Annotated in this window: 17 protein-coding genes; 1 reads left to right on the top strand and 16 read right to left on the bottom strand. The window is 60.5% G+C overall.

The window, feature by feature from the left end; genetic code table 11:
* Window positions 1-48 precede the first annotated feature (48 nt).
* The 15 genes from EL18_RS16190 to EL18_RS16120 form a co-directional block, all read right to left on the bottom strand.
* Complete coding sequence (locus EL18_RS16190; protein WP_036486716.1) at window positions 49-837, bottom strand: SDR family NAD(P)-dependent oxidoreductase; 789 nt, start codon at window positions 835-837, stop codon at window positions 49-51.
* A 31-nt stretch (window positions 838-868) separates the two neighbouring features.
* Entirely contained in the window at window positions 869-2,350 is a 1,482-nt protein-coding gene (locus EL18_RS16185; RefSeq protein ID WP_036486714.1) for a mannitol dehydrogenase family protein, read from the bottom strand.
* Complete coding sequence (locus EL18_RS16180) at window positions 2,338-3,111, bottom strand: L-iditol 2-dehydrogenase (RefSeq protein ID WP_036486712.1); 774 nt, start codon at window positions 3,109-3,111, stop codon at window positions 2,338-2,340. Before EL18_RS16180 ends, EL18_RS16185 begins: the two co-directional genes overlap by 13 nt.
* Window positions 3,108-4,112: an ABC transporter ATP-binding protein gene (locus tag EL18_RS16175; protein WP_036486710.1), complete on the bottom strand. Its 1,005-nt coding sequence runs from the start codon at window positions 4,110-4,112 to the stop codon at window positions 3,108-3,110. The genes EL18_RS16180 and EL18_RS16175 overlap by 4 nt, the downstream gene beginning before the upstream one ends.
* A gap of 11 nt (window positions 4,113-4,123) precedes the next feature.
* Window positions 4,124-4,954 carry a carbohydrate ABC transporter permease gene (locus tag EL18_RS16170; RefSeq protein WP_036486708.1) on the bottom strand — a complete coding sequence of 277 codons (831 nt, stop codon included), beginning with the start codon at window positions 4,952-4,954 and terminating at the stop codon, window positions 4,124-4,126.
* Window positions 4,955-4,969: 15 nt separating this feature from the next.
* On the bottom strand, window positions 4,970-5,836 hold the full coding sequence (locus EL18_RS16165; protein ID WP_036486706.1) for a carbohydrate ABC transporter permease: 867 nt from the start codon (window positions 5,834-5,836) through the stop codon (window positions 4,970-4,972).
* A gap of 110 nt (window positions 5,837-5,946) precedes the next feature.
* Window positions 5,947-7,251, bottom strand: coding sequence for an ABC transporter substrate-binding protein (locus EL18_RS16160; RefSeq protein ID WP_036486703.1), 1,305 nt, complete (start codon window positions 7,249-7,251; stop codon window positions 5,947-5,949).
* 100 nt (window positions 7,252-7,351) lie between these two features.
* Window positions 7,352-8,356: a LacI family DNA-binding transcriptional regulator gene (locus EL18_RS16155; protein ID WP_244444630.1), complete on the bottom strand. Its 1,005-nt coding sequence runs from the start codon at window positions 8,354-8,356 to the stop codon at window positions 7,352-7,354.
* A gap of 152 nt (window positions 8,357-8,508) precedes the next feature.
* Window positions 8,509-9,639 carry a M20/M25/M40 family metallo-hydrolase gene (locus EL18_RS16150; protein ID WP_036486699.1) on the bottom strand — a complete coding sequence of 377 codons (1,131 nt, stop codon included), beginning with the start codon at window positions 9,637-9,639 and terminating at the stop codon, window positions 8,509-8,511.
* Window positions 9,640-9,675: 36 nt separating this feature from the next.
* On the bottom strand, window positions 9,676-10,836 hold the full coding sequence (locus EL18_RS16145; protein WP_036486697.1) for a M20 aminoacylase family protein: 1,161 nt from the start codon (window positions 10,834-10,836) through the stop codon (window positions 9,676-9,678).
* 37 nt (window positions 10,837-10,873) lie between these two features.
* A complete protein-coding gene (locus tag EL18_RS16140; protein ID WP_036486695.1) occupies window positions 10,874-12,535 on the bottom strand; it encodes an ABC transporter ATP-binding protein in 1,662 nt (553 codons plus the stop codon).
* A 2-nt stretch (window positions 12,536-12,537) separates the two neighbouring features.
* Complete coding sequence (locus EL18_RS16135; RefSeq protein WP_244444639.1) at window positions 12,538-13,347, bottom strand: ABC transporter permease; 810 nt, start codon at window positions 13,345-13,347, stop codon at window positions 12,538-12,540.
* A 74-nt stretch (window positions 13,348-13,421) separates the two neighbouring features.
* Entirely contained in the window at window positions 13,422-14,363 is a 942-nt protein-coding gene (locus EL18_RS16130) for an ABC transporter permease (protein WP_036486691.1), read from the bottom strand.
* Between the two features lie 147 nt (window positions 14,364-14,510).
* Window positions 14,511-16,127, bottom strand: a complete 1,617-nt coding sequence (locus EL18_RS16125; RefSeq protein ID WP_425277160.1) for an ABC transporter substrate-binding protein — start codon at window positions 16,125-16,127, stop codon at window positions 14,511-14,513.
* An 87-nt stretch (window positions 16,128-16,214) separates the two neighbouring features.
* A complete protein-coding gene (locus EL18_RS16120) occupies window positions 16,215-17,744 on the bottom strand; it encodes a M81 family metallopeptidase (RefSeq protein ID WP_036486689.1) in 1,530 nt (509 codons plus the stop codon).
* Between the two features lie 200 nt (window positions 17,745-17,944).
* On the opposite strand from EL18_RS16120, the gene EL18_RS16115 reads away from it, so the two are divergent.
* On the top strand, window positions 17,945-18,754 hold the full coding sequence (locus tag EL18_RS16115) for an IclR family transcriptional regulator (protein ID WP_036486688.1): 810 nt from the start codon (window positions 17,945-17,947) through the stop codon (window positions 18,752-18,754).
* Here EL18_RS16115 and EL18_RS17880 read toward each other — a convergent pair.
* The gene (locus tag EL18_RS17880) at window positions 18,696-18,968 is read right to left on the bottom strand and encodes a hypothetical protein (RefSeq protein ID WP_152553078.1); all 273 of its coding nucleotides are present in this window, start codon (window positions 18,966-18,968) and stop codon (window positions 18,696-18,698) included. The two genes, EL18_RS16115 and EL18_RS17880, sit on opposite strands and share 59 nt — an antisense overlap.
* Window positions 18,969-19,008: the final 40 nt, after the last annotated feature.

The following is a 19,008-nucleotide window of genomic DNA, read 5'->3' as shown; positions in this document are numbered from 1 at the left end:
CGCAGGTGCAGGGGAGGGCGGGAAATCAGTTCGAAGGGCGTGCTGCGCTTATCCCAGACCGACCAGTTCCTTGATCGCTTCCATGACATTGGCGCTCGCATTCACGTCCAGTGCAGCGGGATGCGGTTCGGAGAAGCCGCCGCCATCATTGTCGTAATATTCGCCTGAACGATCCGCGAAATCATCGGACAAGGCAGCTTCCGTGATGATATCGCCGCCGATATTCACATCGCTACCGTCAATGCCGAATCCTTCGCGCACCATCTTGGTGGCCAGCAGGGAGCCGGGATTGAGCGCGATGAAGGTGGGGCCGTCCGGATGTTCTGCGGCGAGTGCCTTTGTCCAGATGATCAGCGCCAGCTTGCTTTGTGCATAGGCGTCCATGTCGCCAAGCTGGTGATTGCCTTTCAGGGCACGGATATCAACAGGCTCCTGTGCGGCCGAGGAGAGCGAGACGACCCGCCCATCCTTTGGCATCGAGGGCAGCAAGAGGCGCGTCAAAAGATAAGGGGCGAGCGTGTTGACCGCAAAGCGGATGTCGAGACCCTCGGGGGTGATGGCTTCATCAGCCTTGAAGACACCTGCATTGTTGATCAGCACGTCGATCTTGCCGGCGCGGGCAGCAGCCTTGTCGGCGAGCGCGTTGACTTCCGTCATGTTGGACAGATCCGCAATGAGCGTCTCTGCCTCTCCCGAGATCTCGGCCTTAGCAGCTTCCAGCTTTTCCTGGTCGCGACCGTGAAGAAAGAGGCGATGGCCCTTGGCGGCCAGCTTCTTCGCAGCGGCGAGACCGAGCCCGTCGGTGGCGCCGGTGACAAGGATGGTTTTCGTGGACATGAAGGAGCACTCACCTTGGAGACAGGTACTCCTAGATCGTCCCTTTTGCGAAGGTTTCAAGGGTGCGGCGGGTGCCGATCTCCTGCAACATCACGAAGCATCGCACGAATGTCGACGCAAAGTCCGCAGCCCCTGCAAGGTCCCCATAGAATTGCTCCTGTTCGATCCATGCGCGGGGACGGATCTCTGCTTCGAGAGCGGCCTTTCGAAGTAATTCCCAATGGGGATCATTGGGCTCGATTGTCGTGCCGTCGTCGCGGCGGCCAGTGCACATGCGCGCCCACAGCGCCTCGGCGAGTGCCAGCCCATGGACGGATTTCTCCCTGCCGAGTCGCTCACGAAGCACGGGGTGGAGAAAGCCCGGGTGACGTGAGGAGCCGTCGAAGGCAACGCGGCGTGTCGTATCGACAATGGCAGGATTGGCGAAGCGCTTCTCGATCAGCTCCACATAGGAAGCAGGCGACATGCCCGGCACTGCCGAAACATGCGGGGCAATCTCCTCGTCTTCAACCTTGCGGAAGAATGCCCGGATGGCGGGGTCCAGCATGCATTCCGAGATCGTTTCGATCGACAGGAGTTCGCCCGCATTGGCCAGGAGCTGATGGCCGCCATTAAGCAGCCGGATCTTCATGGTTTCATAGGCATGCACATGGTCGGAGAAGGTCGCGCCCACGCGATCCCAGTCGGGTCGGCCACGGCAGAAGCGGTCCTCGATCACCCATTGGCGGAAATGTTCATGCGTAACCGGTGCGCGGTCACCGATGCCGAACTTGTGCGCAAGCGCCAGTTCCTTTTCGCCCGTCGCAGGCACGATGCAGTCGACCATGGAGTTCGGGAAGGTGCAGTTGGCGTCGATCCATGCGGCGAGCCGTGCATCGACCAAACGGGCAAGCGAGACCATGGTATCGTGCAGGATCGCGCCATTACCCTGGAGATTGTCGCAGCTAAGACCGGTGAAGGGACCGGTTCCTGCCTCGCGTCTGACCCTCAACGCAGCGATCATCGCGCCGAAGGCCGTGCGCGGCTTGTCGGGATTGGCAGCATCATGAACGATGTCAGGGTGACTCTCGTCAAACCCGCCCGCGGCGTTGCGGTAGTAGCCGCCTTCCGTCACGGTCAGCGAGACGATGCGGATTGCCGGATCGGTCATCTGCGCGATCAGGGCGGCATTGTCCGGCTCAACGGGAACGAAGTCGATCATGGAGCCGGTGATTTCTGCGGAAACAGCGTCCGGTTGAAGCTCTATGAGCGTTGTCAGGCAGTCCTGCGCCTTAAGCCGCTCGCGCTGAACGGAATCGGCAGGGCGGACACCCGCGCCGATGATGGCCCAGTCACTGGCCAGCCCCAGTTCCATCAGCCTGTGAAGATACCAGGCCTGGTGTGCGCGGTGGAAGTTGCCAAGCCCGATATGCACGATCCCCGGCGTCAGGCCGCTGCGGTCGTAGCGCGGTATGCGCACATGGTCGGCAAGCCGAGGCAGCGTCTCGTTGCAGAGGGGCGTCAGCTCATCCATTGTCCGCCGTCCACATTGTAGCATTGGGCCACCACATAATTTGCTTCTTCACTGGCGAGGAAGATCGCCATGCCCGTCAAGTCTTCGGGCGTTCCCATGCGCCCATAGGGTACGGCCTCGCCGACTTCCTGCTTTTTCTGCCCCGGTGCCTTGCCTTCGTATCTGGCGAAGAATGCATCCACCCCGTCCCAGTGCTCGCCATCAACCACACCGGGCGCGATGGCGTTCACGTTTATGCCGTGGCGGATGAGGTTCAGCCCCGCGGACTGGGTGAGGCTGATGACGGCTGCCTTGGACGCGCAATAGACCGCGACCAGCGACTCGCCGCGTCGTCCCGCCTGGCTTGCCATATTGATGATCTTGCCGCCCTTGCCGCGCTCGATCATGTGGCGCGCCACTGCCTGCATGGTGAAGAGCACTCCCGCGACATTGATGTTGAAGACGCGCGAATAGTCCGCCCGCTCGATCTCGACGATGGGCGCGGCGGTGAAAAGCGCTGCATTGTTGACGAGAATGTCGATGCCGCCGAAGCTTCTTGCGACTTGCGCAACGGCCTCGTCGATGCTCGTCTGGTTGGTGACATCCATCTTCACCGCGATAGCAGCCTCGCCGATCTCGGCAGCGGTCGCTTTCGCGCGCTTAATGTCGATGTCGGCAATGGCAACACGCGCGCCTTCACGCATATAGGCTTCGGCAAAGGCACGCCCGATTCCACGCGCTGCGCCCGTGATGAGCGCCGTTTTCCCGTCGAGCCGTTTCATGCGATGCGCAGGCCCTGTGCGTCAAAACGGTGGATCATGTCGGCGCGTGGCACGAGTCCGATCGGATCACCGTGGCGCAGACTGATTTCGCCATCCGCGCGGATAGTCAGCGTTTCGGCAAGGCCGGTGCCATGGACATGGAAAAAGGTGTCGGAGCCCAGATGCTCGGCCACCCCGACCGTGCCGTTCCAGATGGCTCCTTCCGAGAGGACATCGATGTGTTCGGGACGAATGCCGATCGTATGCGCGCCGTGTTTCTCCGCTTCCGGACCTTCGATCAGGTTCATCTTTGGCGAACCGATGAAGCCTGCGACAAAGACATTGCGCGGTTCGCGGTAGAGCTCCAGCGGCGAACCGACCTGCTCGATATTGCCCGCCTGCAGCACCACGATCTTGTCGGCCATGGTCATGGCTTCCACCTGATCGTGGGTCACATAGATCATGGTGGTGGCAAGGCGCTTGTGCAGCTCGCTGATTTCAAGACGCATGCCCACACGCAGCGCCGCATCGAGATTGGAGAGCGGTTCGTCAAAGAGGAAGGCCGAAGGCTCGCGCACGATGGCACGGCCGATTGCAACGCGCTGACGCTGACCGCCGGAAAGCTGGCCGGGCCTGCGGTCAAGATAGTCGGTGAGGTTCAGGACCGAGGCTGCCTGTTCCACGCGCCTGTCCTGCTCCTCCTTCGGCAGCTTTGCCATGCGCAGCGGGAAGGCGATGTTCTTGCGCACGCTCATATGCGGATAAAGCGCATAGGACTGGAACACCATGGCCAGACCCCGCTTTGCGGGCGGAACGGCGGTTGCATCCTGACCATCGATCAGGATCGTCCCGCTGGTCACATCCTCAAGGCCGGCAATGAGGCGCAGCAGAGTGGACTTGCCGCAGCCGGAGGGGCCGACAAAGACGGTGAACTCGCCATCTTCGATGGTCAGGTCCAGTGGTGGAATGACCTGCACATTGCCGAAGGTCTTTACCACCTTTTGAAGCGTGATCTTTCCCATGAGTTTCGTCCTTACTTGACCGCGCCGAAGGTGAGACCGCGCACGAGCTGCTTCTGGCTGAACCAGCCAAGAATGAGGATCGGTGCAATGGCCATGGTCGAGGCGGCGGAAAGCTTTGCGTAGAAGAGGCCTTCGGGGCTGGAATAGCTGGCGATAAAGGCCGTCAGCGGTGCGGCTTGCGCTGCCGTGAGGTTGAGTGTCCAGAACGCTTCGTTCCAGGCGAGAATGAAATTGAGCAGAATGGTGGAGGCGATGCCCGGCACGGCCATGGGTGTGAGCACATAGAGGATTTCTTCGCGCAGTGAAGCGCCATCCATCCGTGCTGCCTCAAGGATCTCGCCGGGGATCTCGCGGAAATAGGTGTAGAGCATCCACACGATGATCGGCAAATTGATCAGCATCAATACGATGGTCAGGCCGAAACGCGTGTCGAGCAGGCCAAGCTTGATGAAGATCAGATAGATCGGATAAAGCACGCCCACCGCCGGAAGCATCTTGGTGGACAGCATCCACAGCAGTATGTCCTTGGTGCGCTTCGAGGGCACGAAAGCCATGGACCATGCAGCCGGCACGCCGATGATCACGCCCAGGAGCGTCGAGCCGCCGGCAATGAAGATCGAGTTCCACAGGAAGCGCATATAGTCGGAGCGCTCCTGCACGACCGCGTAATTCTCCAGCGTCCAGTCGAAGAACAGGAAGACGGGCGGATCGGCGATGGCCGTGGCCTCTGTCTTGAAGCTGGTCAGGATCGTCCAGAGAATGGGGAAGAAGATCAGAAGACCTACACCCCAGGCCAGGGCGGTGTTGAGTGCCTTGCGGCGGGTGGTGACAGCACGTGCCATGATCGTTCTCCCTCCTCAGGCGTCCAGGTTCTTGCCGACAATGCGCATCAGGAAGATGGCGACGATATTGGCAAGGATGACCGCATAGATGCCGCCGGCCGAGCCAAGGCCCACATTCTGGCTTTCAAGCACACGCTGGAAAATCAGATAGGTAAGCGTGCGGGTGCCGAAGGAGCCCTGGGTGGTGACGAAGATTTCCGCGAAGATTGACAGAAGGAAAATCGTCTGGATCAGCACCACGATGGTGATGGCGCGCGCCAGATGCGGCAGAATGATTTCGGTGAAGCGGGAGAGCGGCGGTGCGCCGTCCATCTCGGCTGCTTCAAGCTGCTCGCTGTCGAGCGACTGGATGGCCGTCAGCAGGATCAGCGTTGCGAATGGCAGCCACTGCCATGAGACGATCAGAATGATCGAGAAGAGCGAGGCTTCGGAAAGCCATGACACCGGTTCGGCTCCGAAAAAGCGCCATAAATGCGCAAACAGGCCGTTCACCGGGTCCATGAACATGTTCTTCCACACCAGCGCGGAAACCGTTGGCATGACGAAGAACGGTGCAATGACGAGAATGCGCACCACGCCCTGACCCCAGATGGGCTGGTCGAGCAGCATGGCGAGCAACACGCCGAGCACGACCGTGATGGCCAGAACACCGCCTACGATGATGAGGGTCGCCTGAACGGAGGGCCAGAAGGCGCTGGAAGTGACGAAGCGCACATAATTCTCGAAACCGACCCAGCCCTGATCACCGCCACGCAGCGGCAGATAGCGCTTGAAGGAGAAATAGAGCGTCATGACCAGCGGCACGAGCATCCAGCCCAGGAGCAGCACCACGGCCGGTGCCATCATGAAGCGGGCTGCTGTTCTGGAGCTTTGAGTAGCCATGACGGTTCTCCCCGCAGAATTTCTTCTGCGTCGAATATGCCACAAGAGGTGTTTGGGTGTTTCCCCGCTATGGGGGCAGCGCTAGCTGCCCCCGTCCGGGAGGAGCGGACTTAGTAGCCTGCGGCTTCCATTTCGTCGGTGGTCAGGGCCTGAGCCTTCTCAAGCGCTTCGTCGACCGACTGCTGGCCAGCAAGTGCGGCGGAAAATTCCTGGCCGACCTGCGTTGCGATGCCTGCGAATTCCGGAATCGCGACAAACTGCACGCCGGTATAGGGCACCGGGTCAACCGTTGGTTCGGTCGGGTCAGCCTCGTTGATGGAACGCAGCGTCATCTCCGCGAAGGGCACATTTTTGTACTCTTCGTTCTCATAAAGCGAGGTGCGGGTGCCGGGGGGCACGTTGGCCCAGCCTTCCTTCTCGGCCACGAGCGCGGTGTATTCCTTCGAGGTTGCCCATGCGACGAACTTCTTGGCAGCGTCGGTCGCATCCGAGCCTGCCGGAATGGCCAGCGACCATGCCCAAAGCCAGTTGCCGCGCTTGCCCATGCCATTGTCAGGGGCTAGAGCGAAGCCGACCTGATCGGCGACGGTGGAGTCATTCGGGTTTGTCACGAAGGATGCTGCAACCGTGGCGTCGATCCACATGCCGCACTTGCCCTGCTGGAACAGCGACAGGTTTTCATTGAAGCCGTTGGTGGAGGCTCCGGGCGGACCGTAATTGGTCATCAGGTCCATGTAGAAGTTCAGCGTGTTCTTCCACTCTTCGCTATCGAACTGGGCCTGCCAGTTCTCGTCGAACCAGCGTGCGCCGAAGGAGTTGGACATGGCAGTCAGGAAGGCCATGTTCTCGCCCCAGCCGGCCTTGCCGCGAAGGCAGATGCCATAGACCTCGTTTTCCTTGTCGGTCATGGCTTCGGCGGCCTGCTTGATGAACTCCCAGGTCGGAGCCTCGGGCATCTCAAGACCGGCCTTCTCCATCAGGTCCTTGCGGTACATGACCATGGAGGATTCGCCATAGAAGGGGGCAGCGTAAAGCTCGCCTTCAACGGTCAGGCCGTTGCGGATGGCGGGCAGAATGTCATCCGCATCCCACTCGGCCGGCAGATCGTTGAGCGAAACAAGCCAGTCGTTCTTGGCCCAGATCGGAACCTCATAGGTGCCGATGGTCATGACGTCAAACTGGCCGCCATTGGTGGCAATATCCTGGGTCACGCGCTGACGCAGCACGTTTTCCTCAAGGGTTACCCATTCGAGCGTGATGTCGGGATTCTTCTCCGTGAAGTCTTCGGTCAGACCCTGCATGCGGATCATGTCGCCATTGTTCACGGTTGCGATTGTAACGGTGGTTTGTGCGAAGGCAGCGCCGGAAATGAGCGTAAGCGCGGTCGCCGCACCGAATGCGGTCTTCAGGTTCATCACTTTCCTCCCTGGTAAGATGAGTTACCTGGGGTGAAGTGAAGCGCAAAGCTTAACTCGCGTCAACAAATATTTTACGCGCGTAAAATATTGAGCGGGATCAGGCAGATGCACGCAGCACGAGCTTCCCCTCATACACGGTCTCGCGGCGTTCGCTGGCGCGTTCCCCGCTTTCAATCAACTTGAACAAGGTCTCTACGCTTGTCTGCGCAATGGACGCATAGTCCTGCGCGACCGTGGTCAGGGTCGGTGAAGTGAAGCGCGAGAACGGGTGATCGTCGTGCCCGGCGATCCTCACGGCACAACCTGCGCCATTGCCCACCCGGTAGCCTTTTTCATAGGCAGCGGCGAGGAGACCTATGGCCAGGCGGTCATTGCTGCAGAAGATCGTGTCGGAATTGAACCGCTTCTGCTCGAATGCCTTCTTGCCCTCGGCAAAACCGATATCCTCGAAATTCCAGCTGTCGCCTTCCACACGAACCACATTGGGCGCCAGGCCCCGCTGCTCCATGGCTTCCACATAGGCGTTGTGGCGCTTGTTGGCGTTCGGGTTCAGCGGTGTCATCTCGAAGAAGCAGGGGGCCTCGCCCGTGCGGCAGAGATAGTCCACCATCATCGGCACGGACTGGAAATTGTTCGAGCCGATGAAGGCTTCACCCACGCCTTCGATATTGCTGTCGAAAAGCACGGTCGGGATATCGCGACTGAATTTCTCGATCGCCCCACGGTCGGAACTGCGTCCGAGAGGAGCAAACAACACACCGGCGGGCTTGAGCGAGCGCAGCGTGTCCAGGATGTCCCGCTCAAGATCCGGCTGGCCATGTGCGCTGAAAAGCGTGGGCGAAAAGCCGGCTGCAATGCAACGCTGCTCGATATTGCGTGCGATCTCGGCGAAGAACGGATCGGCGAGATAAGGCACGACCACGCCGATATTCTTCGTCAGCCGCCGGTTCTGGTTGATGGCATAGATGTTCGGCCGATAGTCATACCGCTCCAGCGCCTCCTCGATGCGCGCTCTCGTGGAGGCACGCACGCTGTCGGGGTCGTTGAAATATTTCGAGATCGTCGGTCGTGAAATCCCGCTGACGCTCGCGAATTCTTCCATATTCCTGATGCGGGGCGGAGACATGACAGACCTTTGCAGAACTCGCACGAAACTTTCCGCGCGAAAAGCAAAGTAGCGGTCAACAGGTATTGCCGCAAGCAACAAAGCCCCTTCGAGAAGGGGCTTTGTAAAAATTCGGAAAGTTGAAAACTCTATTTCAGCTTCAGCAGCATCCCCGCGATCAGCCTGGCGCGTTCTTCCAGACTGTCGAGCTCGATATACTCGCCCAGCGTATGCAGACCTGCTCCACGTACGCCGATGGAGTCGAGTGTGGGTATGCCCATCGCTCCGGTGAAGTTGCCATCCGAGCCACCGCCGGCGGAGCCGTGGGTGAGGTCGAAGCCGATTTCCTTGCCGATGTCTCTTGCGAGCTCATACATGGCGATGACGCCGTCATCGGGCTCCCAGACCGGTCGAGTAACGCCCCGGGTGACTTCCACGACAACGTCGTTTTCCTCGCCGTTCAGCGCGAGCATGGCTTCCACACCCTTGTCGAGGTCTTCCTGGCGCTTGGCCATGGAAAGCACCTCTGCCTCGCAGGATGAGGAGACACAATTGACCCAGGTGCCGGCGTGCACCACGCCAACCGAGAAGGTGCAGTCTTCGGTGGTCATTGCCTCGATTTCGAGGATCTTGCGCGCCATTGCGGCAATGGCTGAACGTCCGTCCTTCAGTGCCCAGCCCGCGTGGCTCGGACGACCTCTGGTCCTCACGTTGAAGCGGGCGATGGCAAAACGGCCGGTCACCGCACCGCCATCCGGCTTGGCGGGTTCGGGCACCAGAACATATTTGTTCTTGCGCGCTTCCATCTCGATCAGCTCACGGGTGGAGGGCGTGCCTACTTCCTCGTCGGGTGTGAAGAGAACCGTCACCGGAAGCGGCGTCTCAAGGCCTGCCAGCGCGATCTGGCGGATCGCCTCGATAGAGACATAGTTGCCGCCCTTCATATCCTGGATACCGGGGCCATAGACCTTGTTGCCCTCGATGCGCCAGGGATTCACCTCCAGCGTCCCCACGGGGTGGACCGTGTCGAGATGGCCGGAGATCAGGATGCCCGGCTTGCCGAAGTCCTTGTGCGGAAAGCGCGCGCGAACAGATCCGCCAAAGCCCATGCGCCCGGGAATGCGCTCGATTTCCGCACCGGCTGCGGCCAGATCATAGGCCGCAAGGTCCATCATGCGATCGACGGCAGCGGCATCAAATGTCGGGCTTTCGCACTCGATCCAGGGCTTCAGGCCCTTCAGCATCTCATCCGTGTCGAAGGGCAGGCTCATATGATCCATGGGTCAAATATCCGATTTTGATGGAGGTGAGGGCGGTCAGCTGGCAAGGCGCTTTTCGACGATACGTGCCATGATGCTGGAACCCACGGGAAGCATGTCGTCATCGAGAATGAAGCCGGGATTGTGCACCGGTACCGTGCCCTTGTGGCCAAGCGTGCAGTAGGCACCGGGCACGACCTTCAACATGTCGGCGAAATCCTCGCTGCCGGTCGCAACCTCCCTCGTTTCCTCGACATTCTCCGCGCCCACGATCTCGCGTGCCGCATCAAGATAGGCTTCGCTCAGGGCCGGGTCGTTCATCAACACATCGAAGATGTTGCGCAGATCCACATCGATGGAAATTTCGTAGGCCTGTGCCATGCCATTGCACAGCGACCGGACGCGATGATGGATTAGCTCCATCACCTCATCCTTGAAATAGCGGATCGTGCCCGAGATCACCGCCTTGTCCGGCACGACATTGTAGGCCGAGCCGGAATGAACCTGCGTGACCGACAGTACAGCCGTATCGACTGCCGGGACATTGCGGCTGACGATGGACTGGAGGCTCTGGACGAGTGCGGAGGCGATGACGATGGGGTCCTTCGAGTGATGCGGCATTGCGCCGTGGCTGCCCACACCGTTGATCGTGATGTCGAAGAAGGAAGCACCTGCCATGGCCGCACCCGGCTTCACGCCAACCTTGTTCGGTTCGGCCAACGGGTTGTTGTGCATGCCGTAGATTTCGTCACAGGGGAACTTGTCGAAAAGACCGTCCTTCAGCATGGTCCGCGCGCCGCCAAGTCCTTCCTCGGCAGGCTGGAAGATGAAGACGGCAGTGCCGGAAAAATCGCGTGTTTCAGCCAGATAGCGCGCAGCTCCCAGGAGCATGGTCGTGTGGCTGTCATGCCCGCAACCATGGAAGCGGCCGGGGTTCTTCGAGGCATAGGGCAGGTTGGTCTGCTCATCCATGGGAAGTGCGTCCATATCGGCGCGCAGGCCGACCGTTTTCGATCCTTCCCCCTTGCCCTTGAGCACGCCCACGACGCCGGTCCTGGCAAGTCCTGTATGGACTTCGATGCCCCAGCCCTTGAGCTTCTCGGCCACGATGCCGGAGGTGCGAACTTCTTCGAAACCGATTTCCGGGTGCTGGTGGAAATCCCGGCGGATTGCCGTCAGCTCATCTGCATATTCGGCAATTTTCGGCAATACGGGCATTCATGATCCTCCTCGAAAAATCTGGGGCGCTGGAAAGTCAGGCTGCTGGCAATTCGCGGAAATTGGCAAAGTCCCAGAAGCGGCCGGGAGCCGCTTCGATCAGGGTTTTGGTGTAGGCGTGCTGCGGATCGGAAAGCACCTTTTCCGCCGTGTCATGTTCGACAATGCGACCATGCTGCATCACCACGACCTCGTCGCAGATCTGGGCTGCGACGCGCAGGTCGTGGGTGATGAACAGGATGGCGATACCGAGCTTCTTCTGGAGGTCCGCCAGAAGCTCCAGCACCTGCGCCTGAACCGAAACGTCAAGTGCGGAGACGGCCTCGTCAGCCACCAGCACATCCGGTTCCATGGCAATCGCGCGGGCAATCGCCACGCGCTGCCGCTGACCACCTGAGAACTGGTGTGGATAGCGGTTGATGGCGTCTTCAGGCAGTCCCACAAGCGTCAGCAGTTCGCGCGCACGTGCCAGCGCCTTGTGCTTGTCCTGCCCCAGATTAAGCGGACCTTCGATCAGGCTTTGACCGATGGTCCAGCGCGGATTGAGCGAGCGGAACGGGTCCTGAAAGACGATCTGGATATGCTTGCGTAAGGGGCGCAACTGGCTGCGGGAGAGATTGGCGACTTCGTGCCCCGCAACCCGCACTTCACCCGCAGTCGGATCGACAAGCCGCATGATGCAGCGCGCTACGGTGGACTTGCCCGAACCGGATTCGCCAACGATGCCAAGCGTGCGACCACGCGCGATCGAGAACGCGACATCTGACGCAGCCTTTGTCGGCTCGCGGCGCGAGAAGATGGAAAAATTGCCATAGATCTTCTGAAGACCGTTGACCGTGAGCACGGTCTCCTGACCATCCGCTGCGCGGTGGGGACGGGGAACGAGACTTGGCACGGCCTGGAGGAGCTTCTTTGTGTAGTCCTGCCGCGGCTGACGCAGAAGCTGCTCCACGGGTGCCTGCTCCACGATCTTGCCGAGCTTCATCACATGCACGGTGTCAGCGATTTCGGCTACCACGCCCATATCATGGGTGATGAAGAGTACCGCGGTGCCGTGTTTTTCCTGAAGCTCGGAGATGAGGCTCAGGATCTGCTGCTGGGTAGTGACATCAAGCGCGGTTGTCGGCTCATCTGCAATGAGAAGCTTTGGCTCCAGGATCAGCGCCATGGCGATCATGATGCGCTGGCGCTGTCCGCCCGAAAGCTGGTGCGGATAGGAGCGATATATGCGCTCCACATCGGGCAGATGCACCTGGTTCATGATGTCGAGCACGCGGCGTTTCTTCTCCGACGCCGAATAGCGTCCGTGGGTTTCCAGCACTTCCTCGATCTGATCGCCGACGCGCATGACGGGGTTGAGCGCCGTCATCGGCTCCTGGAAGATCATGGAAATGCGGCTTGCGCGCATCTGGCGCATGGCCTGCGGTGAAAGATCGAGCAGGTTCTGACCGTCCATCTCGATGCGCCCGCCGCACACTTCCAGCGCCCCCTTGGGCAGAAGGCCCATGACCGAGAGCGATGTAACGGACTTGCCGGAGCCGGATTCGCCCACGAGACAGGCCGTTTCACCGGCCCGGATGTCGAGCGAGATATGGTCGAGAACCGGCGCAGCTGTCTCGTTTCCTGCAAGACGGACCGAGAGTTCGCGGATGGAGACGACGGTTTCCGCCTGGTCGAAATTGCGGGTCTTGAATTTCATTGTCACCCCTCCCTCTTCTTCAGCCGCGGATCGAGAAGATCGCGGGCGGTGTCGCCGAGCAGGTTGATCGACAGGATGCACAGCGAAAGCATCAGGCCGGGCCAGAAGATCAGCGATGGCTTGATCTGGAAGTAGATGCGTCCCTCGGCCATGATGTTGCCCCAGGTCGGAATTTCGGTCGAAACACCGGCTCCCAGGAAGGACAGGATCGCTTCGGTCAGAATGGCGGAGGCGCAGATATAGGTTGCCTGCACCGTCAGCGGCGCCAGCGTGTTGGGCATGACATGCTGCCACAGGATCTTCGGCATGGAGGAGCCAAGCGCGATGGCGGCTTCCACGTAGGGCTCCTCGCGCACCGACAGCACGACCGAGCGTACAAGCCGCACAACGCGCGGTATTTCGGGGATGGTGATGGCGAATATCACCGACCAGATGCTCGGGCCGTTCAGTGCAACAAGTGCAATTGCGAGCAGTATCGACGGGATCGCCATGAGGCTGTCCATGATGCGCATGATGATGGCGTCAGCCAGCCGGAAGAAGCCGGAGACAAGGCCGATCACCAGGCCGATCATGACGGATACGAGAGCCGCACCCACGCCGATGAAAAGGGAAACACGCGCGCCGGTTATCACGCGGGAATAGAGGTCGCGGCCATAGGCGTCGGTACCAAGCGGATAGGTTTCGCTTGGGCCCTTGAGACGCTGGATGGCGTTCATCTCCATCGGGTCATGGGGCACGAAAAGCGGCGCGAAGATCGCGGCAAGCACGATGATCGTCAGCACGATTGCTGCCAGCATCGGGCCGGTGCCCATGCGCCAGCTTTTGGGCAGGGCAACCGCTCCGAAGAGCCATTGCATACGGGCGGCGGGTTCGGGTGTCGCGGCCATCAGTAGCGGATCCTCGGGTCAAAGAAGGTGTAGGACAGGTCGATCACGAGATTGATGAAGACATAGATCGCGCTTGTGAGCAGGATCATGGCCTGGATGACAGGATAGTCGCGGGCCAGAACCGCATCCACGGTCAGGCGCCCGATGCCTGGAATGTTGAAGACGCTTTCCGTCACCACCACGCCACCGATCAGAAGCGCAAAGCCGGTGCCGATGATCGTCATGATCGGAACGGCGGCATTGGAAAGCGCGTGACGGAAGAGCACGATCTTCTCGCTCACGCCCTTTGCGCGTGCGGTACGGATATAGTCCTCGCCCAGCACCTCCAGCATGGAGGCGCGCGTCATGCGGGCGATCAGCGCGACATAGATGGTGGCAAGCGTCAGGCAGGGCAGAATGGCACGGGACAGGAACGCCCAGAAACCTTCCGAGGGTGCCTTGTAGCCCTGCACGGGCAGCCATTTGAGTTCGATCGAGAAGACCTGGATGAAGATATAGCCGATCACGAAAACCGGTATGGAAAAGCCCAGAACGGAGAAGGCCATGACAGCATAGTCGGCCCAGGTCCGGTGACGCCAGGCGGCGAGAACACCCATCGGGACGGCGATCAGAACGGAAAGAAGAATGGTAAGGACGGCAATGTTGAAGGTCGGCCATATGCGCTGGCCGATCATGCTGGATACGGGCGTGTTCGATATCAGAGACGTGCCGAAATCCCCCTGAAGCAATAGCCCGATCCAGGTGACGAACTGCTCGTGCAGCGGATCATTCAGCCCCAGATTGGTGCGGATGCGCTCAAGTTGTGCGGGCGTGGCCATGTCGCCGGCGATGATGGCCGCCGGATCGCCGGGCGTGAGCCGCAACAGCAGGAAGACGAATATGGCGACGATGGTCATGACGGGGATGACCGCAAGGATGCGCCGGATGATGTAACCAAACATGCTTCAAATGCCCTGACCGTGTCTTGTACTGCGCGCCTTCGGCAACTCCGGTCCGCTGTCGCCTTTCGGAAGACAGCGGACCGGAGTGCGCGGGAGGAAGGTCTCGCGGTGGCAAGGGCGAAGGCTGATGCCTTCGCCGAGAGCTCTCTACTGCTCCTTGTCGACACTCCAGAAAACAGGAACGGGAGACTCGATCAGACCGGTCAGCTTGGTCGAGCGGGCCTGAGGCATGATGTACTGGCCAAGCGGGATATAGAGCACTTCATCCATGTTGTGCGCCTGGATCTTCGCGGCCACTTCCTTCTGCTTCTCAGGCGTGTCGGCAGCGATGAATTCTGCGCGAAGCTCTTCCACCTTCTCGTCTTCCGGCCAGCCGAACCAGGCGTTGTCACCGCGGCCGTTCAGCATGGGGCTGATCAGCGGATTGTTGACTTCCGGAACCATCCAGTTGGTGAAGAAGATGTTCCAGCCGCCATCCTCCGGCTTGGACTGGCTTGCACGGCGGGTGACCAGCGTCTGCCAGTCCATGGCCTGCATGTCGACATTGAAGCCGGCATTGCGCATGGCCTGTGCGGCCACAACCGGCTGCGCGGTAAGGCTAACGACGTCGGTCGGCTGCATCAGCACGATTGGCGTGCCGTCATAGCCGGATTCTTCCAGCAACTTCTTCGCGCCTTCGATGTCGCCACCGGAGGTCAGCGTTTCCGAACCGGCATCGTCTGCCAGCGGCGTGCCGCAGCCGAAGATAGCCCCGCAGACCTTGTAGTAGTCGGGATTGCCGATCAGCGTGGCCAGCACGTCTTCCTGGCTCAGCGCCATCATGGCAGCCTGGCGCACCTTCTTGTTGTCGAATGGCGGATGCTTGAAGTTCATGCGGCCGATGGTCTGGTAGCCAAGCTCGTCGCGGGTCTCGACGACCACGTCCTCGCTCGCCTCCAGAAGCGGCAGAAGGTCGATCTGGACCTGTTCGATATAATCGATCTCACCGGACATCAGCGCGTTGATGGCAGTCTGGGCGTCGGGCATCGTCACCCACTTCACCTCATCGACCTTCACTTCCTTGCCGCCTGCCATCCAGCTCGGCTCGCCTTCGCGCGGGACATAGTCCTCGAACTTGCGATAAGTGACGGAGACGCCGGGCTGATATTCTTCCTCGACGAAGACAAACGGGCCGGAGCCGATATATTCCGTGACGGCCTCGTCAGCCGAACCGGAAGCCACGCGCTCTGGCATGATGAAGGGCGGGATGGCCGACTGCTTGCCGATCGTGTCGAGCAGGGCGGGGAAGGGGTCCGTCAGCTTCCAGACAATTGTCTTGTCGTCACTGGCTTCCAGGCTCTCGGTCACGTCCATGATGAGCTGGCCGCCGGAATCGCGCTTGGCCCAACGGTTAAGCGAGGCAACAACATCCTTCGAGGTCACCGGCGCGCCGTCGTGGAACTTGAGGCCATCGCGCAAGGTGAAGGTGTAGGTCAGCTTGTCGTCCGAAATCGTCCAGTCGGCCATCTGCGGCTGTGGCTGGAAATTCTCATCCACGGCCACCAGCACGTCATAGATCATGTAGCCATGATTGCGTGAGATATGCGCGGTGGTGATAATTGGATCGAGCACGCGAAGACCGGAGTGCATCACTGCCGTGATGGTCTTCTCCTGTGCCAGGGCCTCGGTCGAAAGTCCGGTGCCGGCCAGCAGCATGGCTGCCATTGCACCGGTGATGGCGCCGCGGGCGCGGCTCCTGAATTTCAGCATTCCTTCGTGCAACATCGCTATGTTCCCCTTCAGGTTATCGAGCGTTGTTTGAAAGTCCGCCGGCTTCGGGTTCTCCCGTCCGTTGCAGGCGGATTTGCAGCTTCAAGCCTCCATGGTCTGCGGCTCTCTTCTGCGGTGGAAAACCGGCCCGCCCGGCGAAAGGCGCATGCCATCGGCCAGCCGTTGGAACGGCAGGTCCGCCGGGCTGAGCGGCATCGGGCCGGGCGCCGTGCAGACCAGAATGGTCTCGGCAATCGGCTCGAAATCGGCGCGGAAATGCACCGAACTCTTGTTGACGAGTATCTTCATTTCGGTCGGCTCGATGCCGACAAAGCGATACATGGCCTGATCCGCCATCTGCGCCTTGTGGCTTGAGACCGCAACGCGCACGCCGCCAATCCGCAGGCAGGCGGAGGGGCCAACATTCATGTGCGTGCCGCCATAATAGGGTCCGGTCGCATGAAGATCGCCGTTGCAGAGTCTTTCCACCAGGAAGCGGCCTTCAAACGGCGCATCGCCCTTGATCCCGGAGGTGCCACCCAAGGAAATCTCGATCTCGGCACCTTCGCCCGCTTCATGAGCGGCGCGTGCGGCAACGGCATCCACCATCAGGCCAAGTGCTGCATCCTGCGCGTCGGCCTTCACCAATGCGCGCAACATGCCGGTGGTGTTGGAATCGCCGCCAGCACCGGGATTGTCCTGTGTGTCGGCAATCACCACCGGCTTCGACGCCTTTTCAGCGATACGCATGGCCTCGCGCACGCCCTCGTCAGCCTCATAGGCACGACCTGCAAAGGCGCTTTCGGCGGCAAGCACGAGATCGCGCATCCGGTCGGCAGCGCGGTCCGCCTCCGCTTGCGTCTCGGCATAGGCAAAGACCGTGGGCGCGCATTCGTCGAAATCGGCGGCCGGAAAACCGGTGAAGAAGGAGGTGCTGGAAACGGCGCCGCCTTCAAGAGAGGCAACTTCTTCGTACAATCCCTTGGCCGGCTGCATGGAGGTGCACTGCCAGGCAATCGGGATGAGGTAGGGCAGGCGACGCATCGCCTTTGCAAACGGACGCCCGCGTTCCATCAGGCGGTCCAGCTGGACGGCTGCGCGGTAGCCTGTCTCGGCCATGTCCACATGCGGATAGGTGCGGAAACCAACCAGAAGATCGGCCTGCTGAAACATCTGTTCAGTGATGTTTCCGTGAAGATCCAGGCTGACGGTGATGGGGACGTTTGGACCGACCACCTTGCGGATGCGGGCAATCAGCTCGCCTTCACCGTCATCGAGATACTCCGCAACCATGGCACCATGGAGATCGAGACAGATGCCGTCCAGCGGGCCCGCGCTGGCGATACCGTCAACAATTTCCGCCGCGATAGTCTCATATGCACCACGCTCGACATGAGCCGAGGGGATCGCCCCGCACCAAAGCACCGGTACTGTTTCCCAGCCGGATTCCTCGGCGCGTCTCAGTGCACCCGATATGCCAAGATTGACGCCGGGGCAGCGCTCGAGAATTTCAGGACCGCGGGAAAGCGGAAGATAGCCGCCGCCCTGCTCGAAGTGAGCGAGAGTGGCCTTGCTCGGCGCAAATGTGTTCGTCTCGTGCAGAAAACCTGCAAGCGCAACCCGCTTTACCATGCCCTGCAGCCTCTGCAGGAACGGCGCGGATTTCGGCCACGTGACGACATCCCATTCTGCATCTTCAGACCGTCCCCTTTCCGGAAAAACCGGTTGTAATTATCGGTCTATATCGCTAGGCGATACAGATGTATTGGAATTAGCTTAGGGCGGAAGATCGCGGGGTGTCAATTGTCCTGCGAAGGCTTGGGGAGGCCGGTTTGAGAAGTATTCTGCATGCGCAAGACGGGATCCGCGAGCCTTCGGAGGAAGCGGAGCAGGACCCGCTTTTCGTGCAGGCGGTGGCGCGAACCGTGCAGGTGTTGTCCGCCTTTCACTCGGCGTCGAAGCCCATGTCGCTGAACGAGATTGCGGCTGCAAGCGGGGTGGGAAAATCTGCAACCCAGAGGGTAGTGGCCACCTTGCGTCATCTGGGTTACGTGGAGCGCGACCCGGATGACAACGGATATGTCCCGGGCATCCGTCTTCTGGACCATACACTTGATTATCTCAGGCTCAATCCGCTCGTGGCGCGAGCCTCGCCGGTTCTTCTGGAGCTTAGACGCAATGTCCGGGAGCGTATCGATCTGAGCCTGCTCGACGGATTGCGGCTCGTCTATGCCGCGCGCATGCAAAGCAAGCGCGAAACCTTCTTCGCTACCCTTGTCGGTCACAGCGTGCCGGTTTTCTGTACTTCGGGCGGCCGTGCCATCATGGCGGCCATGAGTGACGATAAGGTGGAGGAGATCATCGAGAAGTCCGACCGCAGGCCTTTCACCGCAAAGACCCTGGTCGAGCCTTCAGCCATTCGCGAGAAGGTTCTGGAAGCGCGCGAAGCCGGCTACGCAGTCGCTGTCGAGGAAGTCCTGCCGGGTGAAGTGGCTCTGGGCGTGGCGATCCGCGGCCCGGATGGCAGCCCACTTGCAGCCATCCACGTCGCCGGCTCACTGGGCGAATGGGAGGCGGAGGAGTTCACCCGTCGCTTTGCCCCGCTCGCCGTGGAAGCCGCCCGTGCCATAAGCCGCTATTGAGATCATTTCGCGGGTCGTTGATTTCGCCCACTTCGCTCGGGGTTGGCCGCTGAACCTGTGAAGGCGCATCCTCCTGCAGTGCATGCTGCTCGGGCGCCAATTCTTCCTGGGTCGGCTCCTGACCAAGGTCGGCATCAAAGGCCAGAAAGCCCACCAGCACCAGCGCCATGACGGCCGCTGTCGTGACCAGGGCGAGTATCTCGTTCTTGCGCATCAGGAAAACTCCGCTTGTTACGGAGCAAACAGGTCAGAGC

It is taken from the genome of Nitratireductor basaltis (assembly GCF_000733725.1).
In the GTDB taxonomy this organism is placed as follows: Bacteria; Pseudomonadota; Alphaproteobacteria; order Rhizobiales; family Rhizobiaceae; genus Chelativorans; species Chelativorans basaltis.
The sequence above is the reverse complement of the archived record's forward strand: the minus strand, read 5'-3'. Positions and strand labels throughout refer to the sequence as shown.

Excerpts from the sequence above, each read along its gene's own strand:
- EL18_RS16165 (WP_036486706.1), bottom strand. The coding sequence starts at position 5,836 with ATGGCTACTCAAAGCTCCAGAACAGCAGCCCGCTTCATGATGGCACCG.
- EL18_RS16150 (WP_036486699.1), bottom strand. The coding sequence starts at position 9,639 with ATGGATCATATGAGCCTGCCCTTCGACACGGATGAGATGCTGAAGGGC.
- EL18_RS16170 (WP_036486708.1), bottom strand. The coding sequence starts at position 4,954 with ATGGCACGTGCTGTCACCACCCGCCGCAAGGCACTCAACACCGCCCTG.
- EL18_RS16175 (WP_036486710.1), bottom strand. The coding sequence starts at position 4,112 with ATGGGAAAGATCACGCTTCAAAAGGTGGTAAAGACCTTCGGCAATGTG.
- EL18_RS17880 (WP_152553078.1), bottom strand. The coding sequence starts at position 18,968 with ATGCGCAAGAACGAGATACTCGCCCTGGTCACGACAGCGGCCGTCATG.
- EL18_RS16185 (WP_036486714.1), bottom strand. The coding sequence starts at position 2,350 with ATGGATGAGCTGACGCCCCTCTGCAACGAGACGCTGCCTCGGCTTGCC.
- EL18_RS16120 (WP_036486689.1), bottom strand. The coding sequence starts at position 17,744 with ATGGTAAAGCGGGTTGCGCTTGCAGGTTTTCTGCACGAGACGAACACA.
- EL18_RS16140 (WP_036486695.1), bottom strand. The coding sequence starts at position 12,535 with ATGAAATTCAAGACCCGCAATTTCGACCAGGCGGAAACCGTCGTCTCC.
- EL18_RS16160 (WP_036486703.1), bottom strand. The coding sequence starts at position 7,251 with ATGAACCTGAAGACCGCATTCGGTGCGGCGACCGCGCTTACGCTCATT.
- EL18_RS16125 (WP_425277160.1), bottom strand. The coding sequence starts at position 16,127 with ATGTTGCACGAAGGAATGCTGAAATTCAGGAGCCGCGCCCGCGGCGCC.
- EL18_RS16180 (WP_036486712.1), bottom strand. The coding sequence starts at position 3,111 with ATGAAACGGCTCGACGGGAAAACGGCGCTCATCACGGGCGCAGCGCGT.
- EL18_RS16130 (WP_036486691.1), bottom strand. The coding sequence starts at position 14,363 with ATGTTTGGTTACATCATCCGGCGCATCCTTGCGGTCATCCCCGTCATG.
- EL18_RS16155 (WP_244444630.1), bottom strand. The coding sequence starts at position 8,356 with ATGGAAGAATTCGCGAGCGTCAGCGGGATTTCACGACCGACGATCTCG.
- EL18_RS16135 (WP_244444639.1), bottom strand. The coding sequence starts at position 13,347 with ATGGGCACCGGCCCGATGCTGGCAGCAATCGTGCTGACGATCATCGTG.
- EL18_RS16190 (WP_036486716.1), bottom strand. The coding sequence starts at position 837 with ATGTCCACGAAAACCATCCTTGTCACCGGCGCCACCGACGGGCTCGGT.
- EL18_RS16145 (WP_036486697.1), bottom strand. The coding sequence starts at position 10,836 with ATGCCCGTATTGCCGAAAATTGCCGAATATGCAGATGAGCTGACGGCA.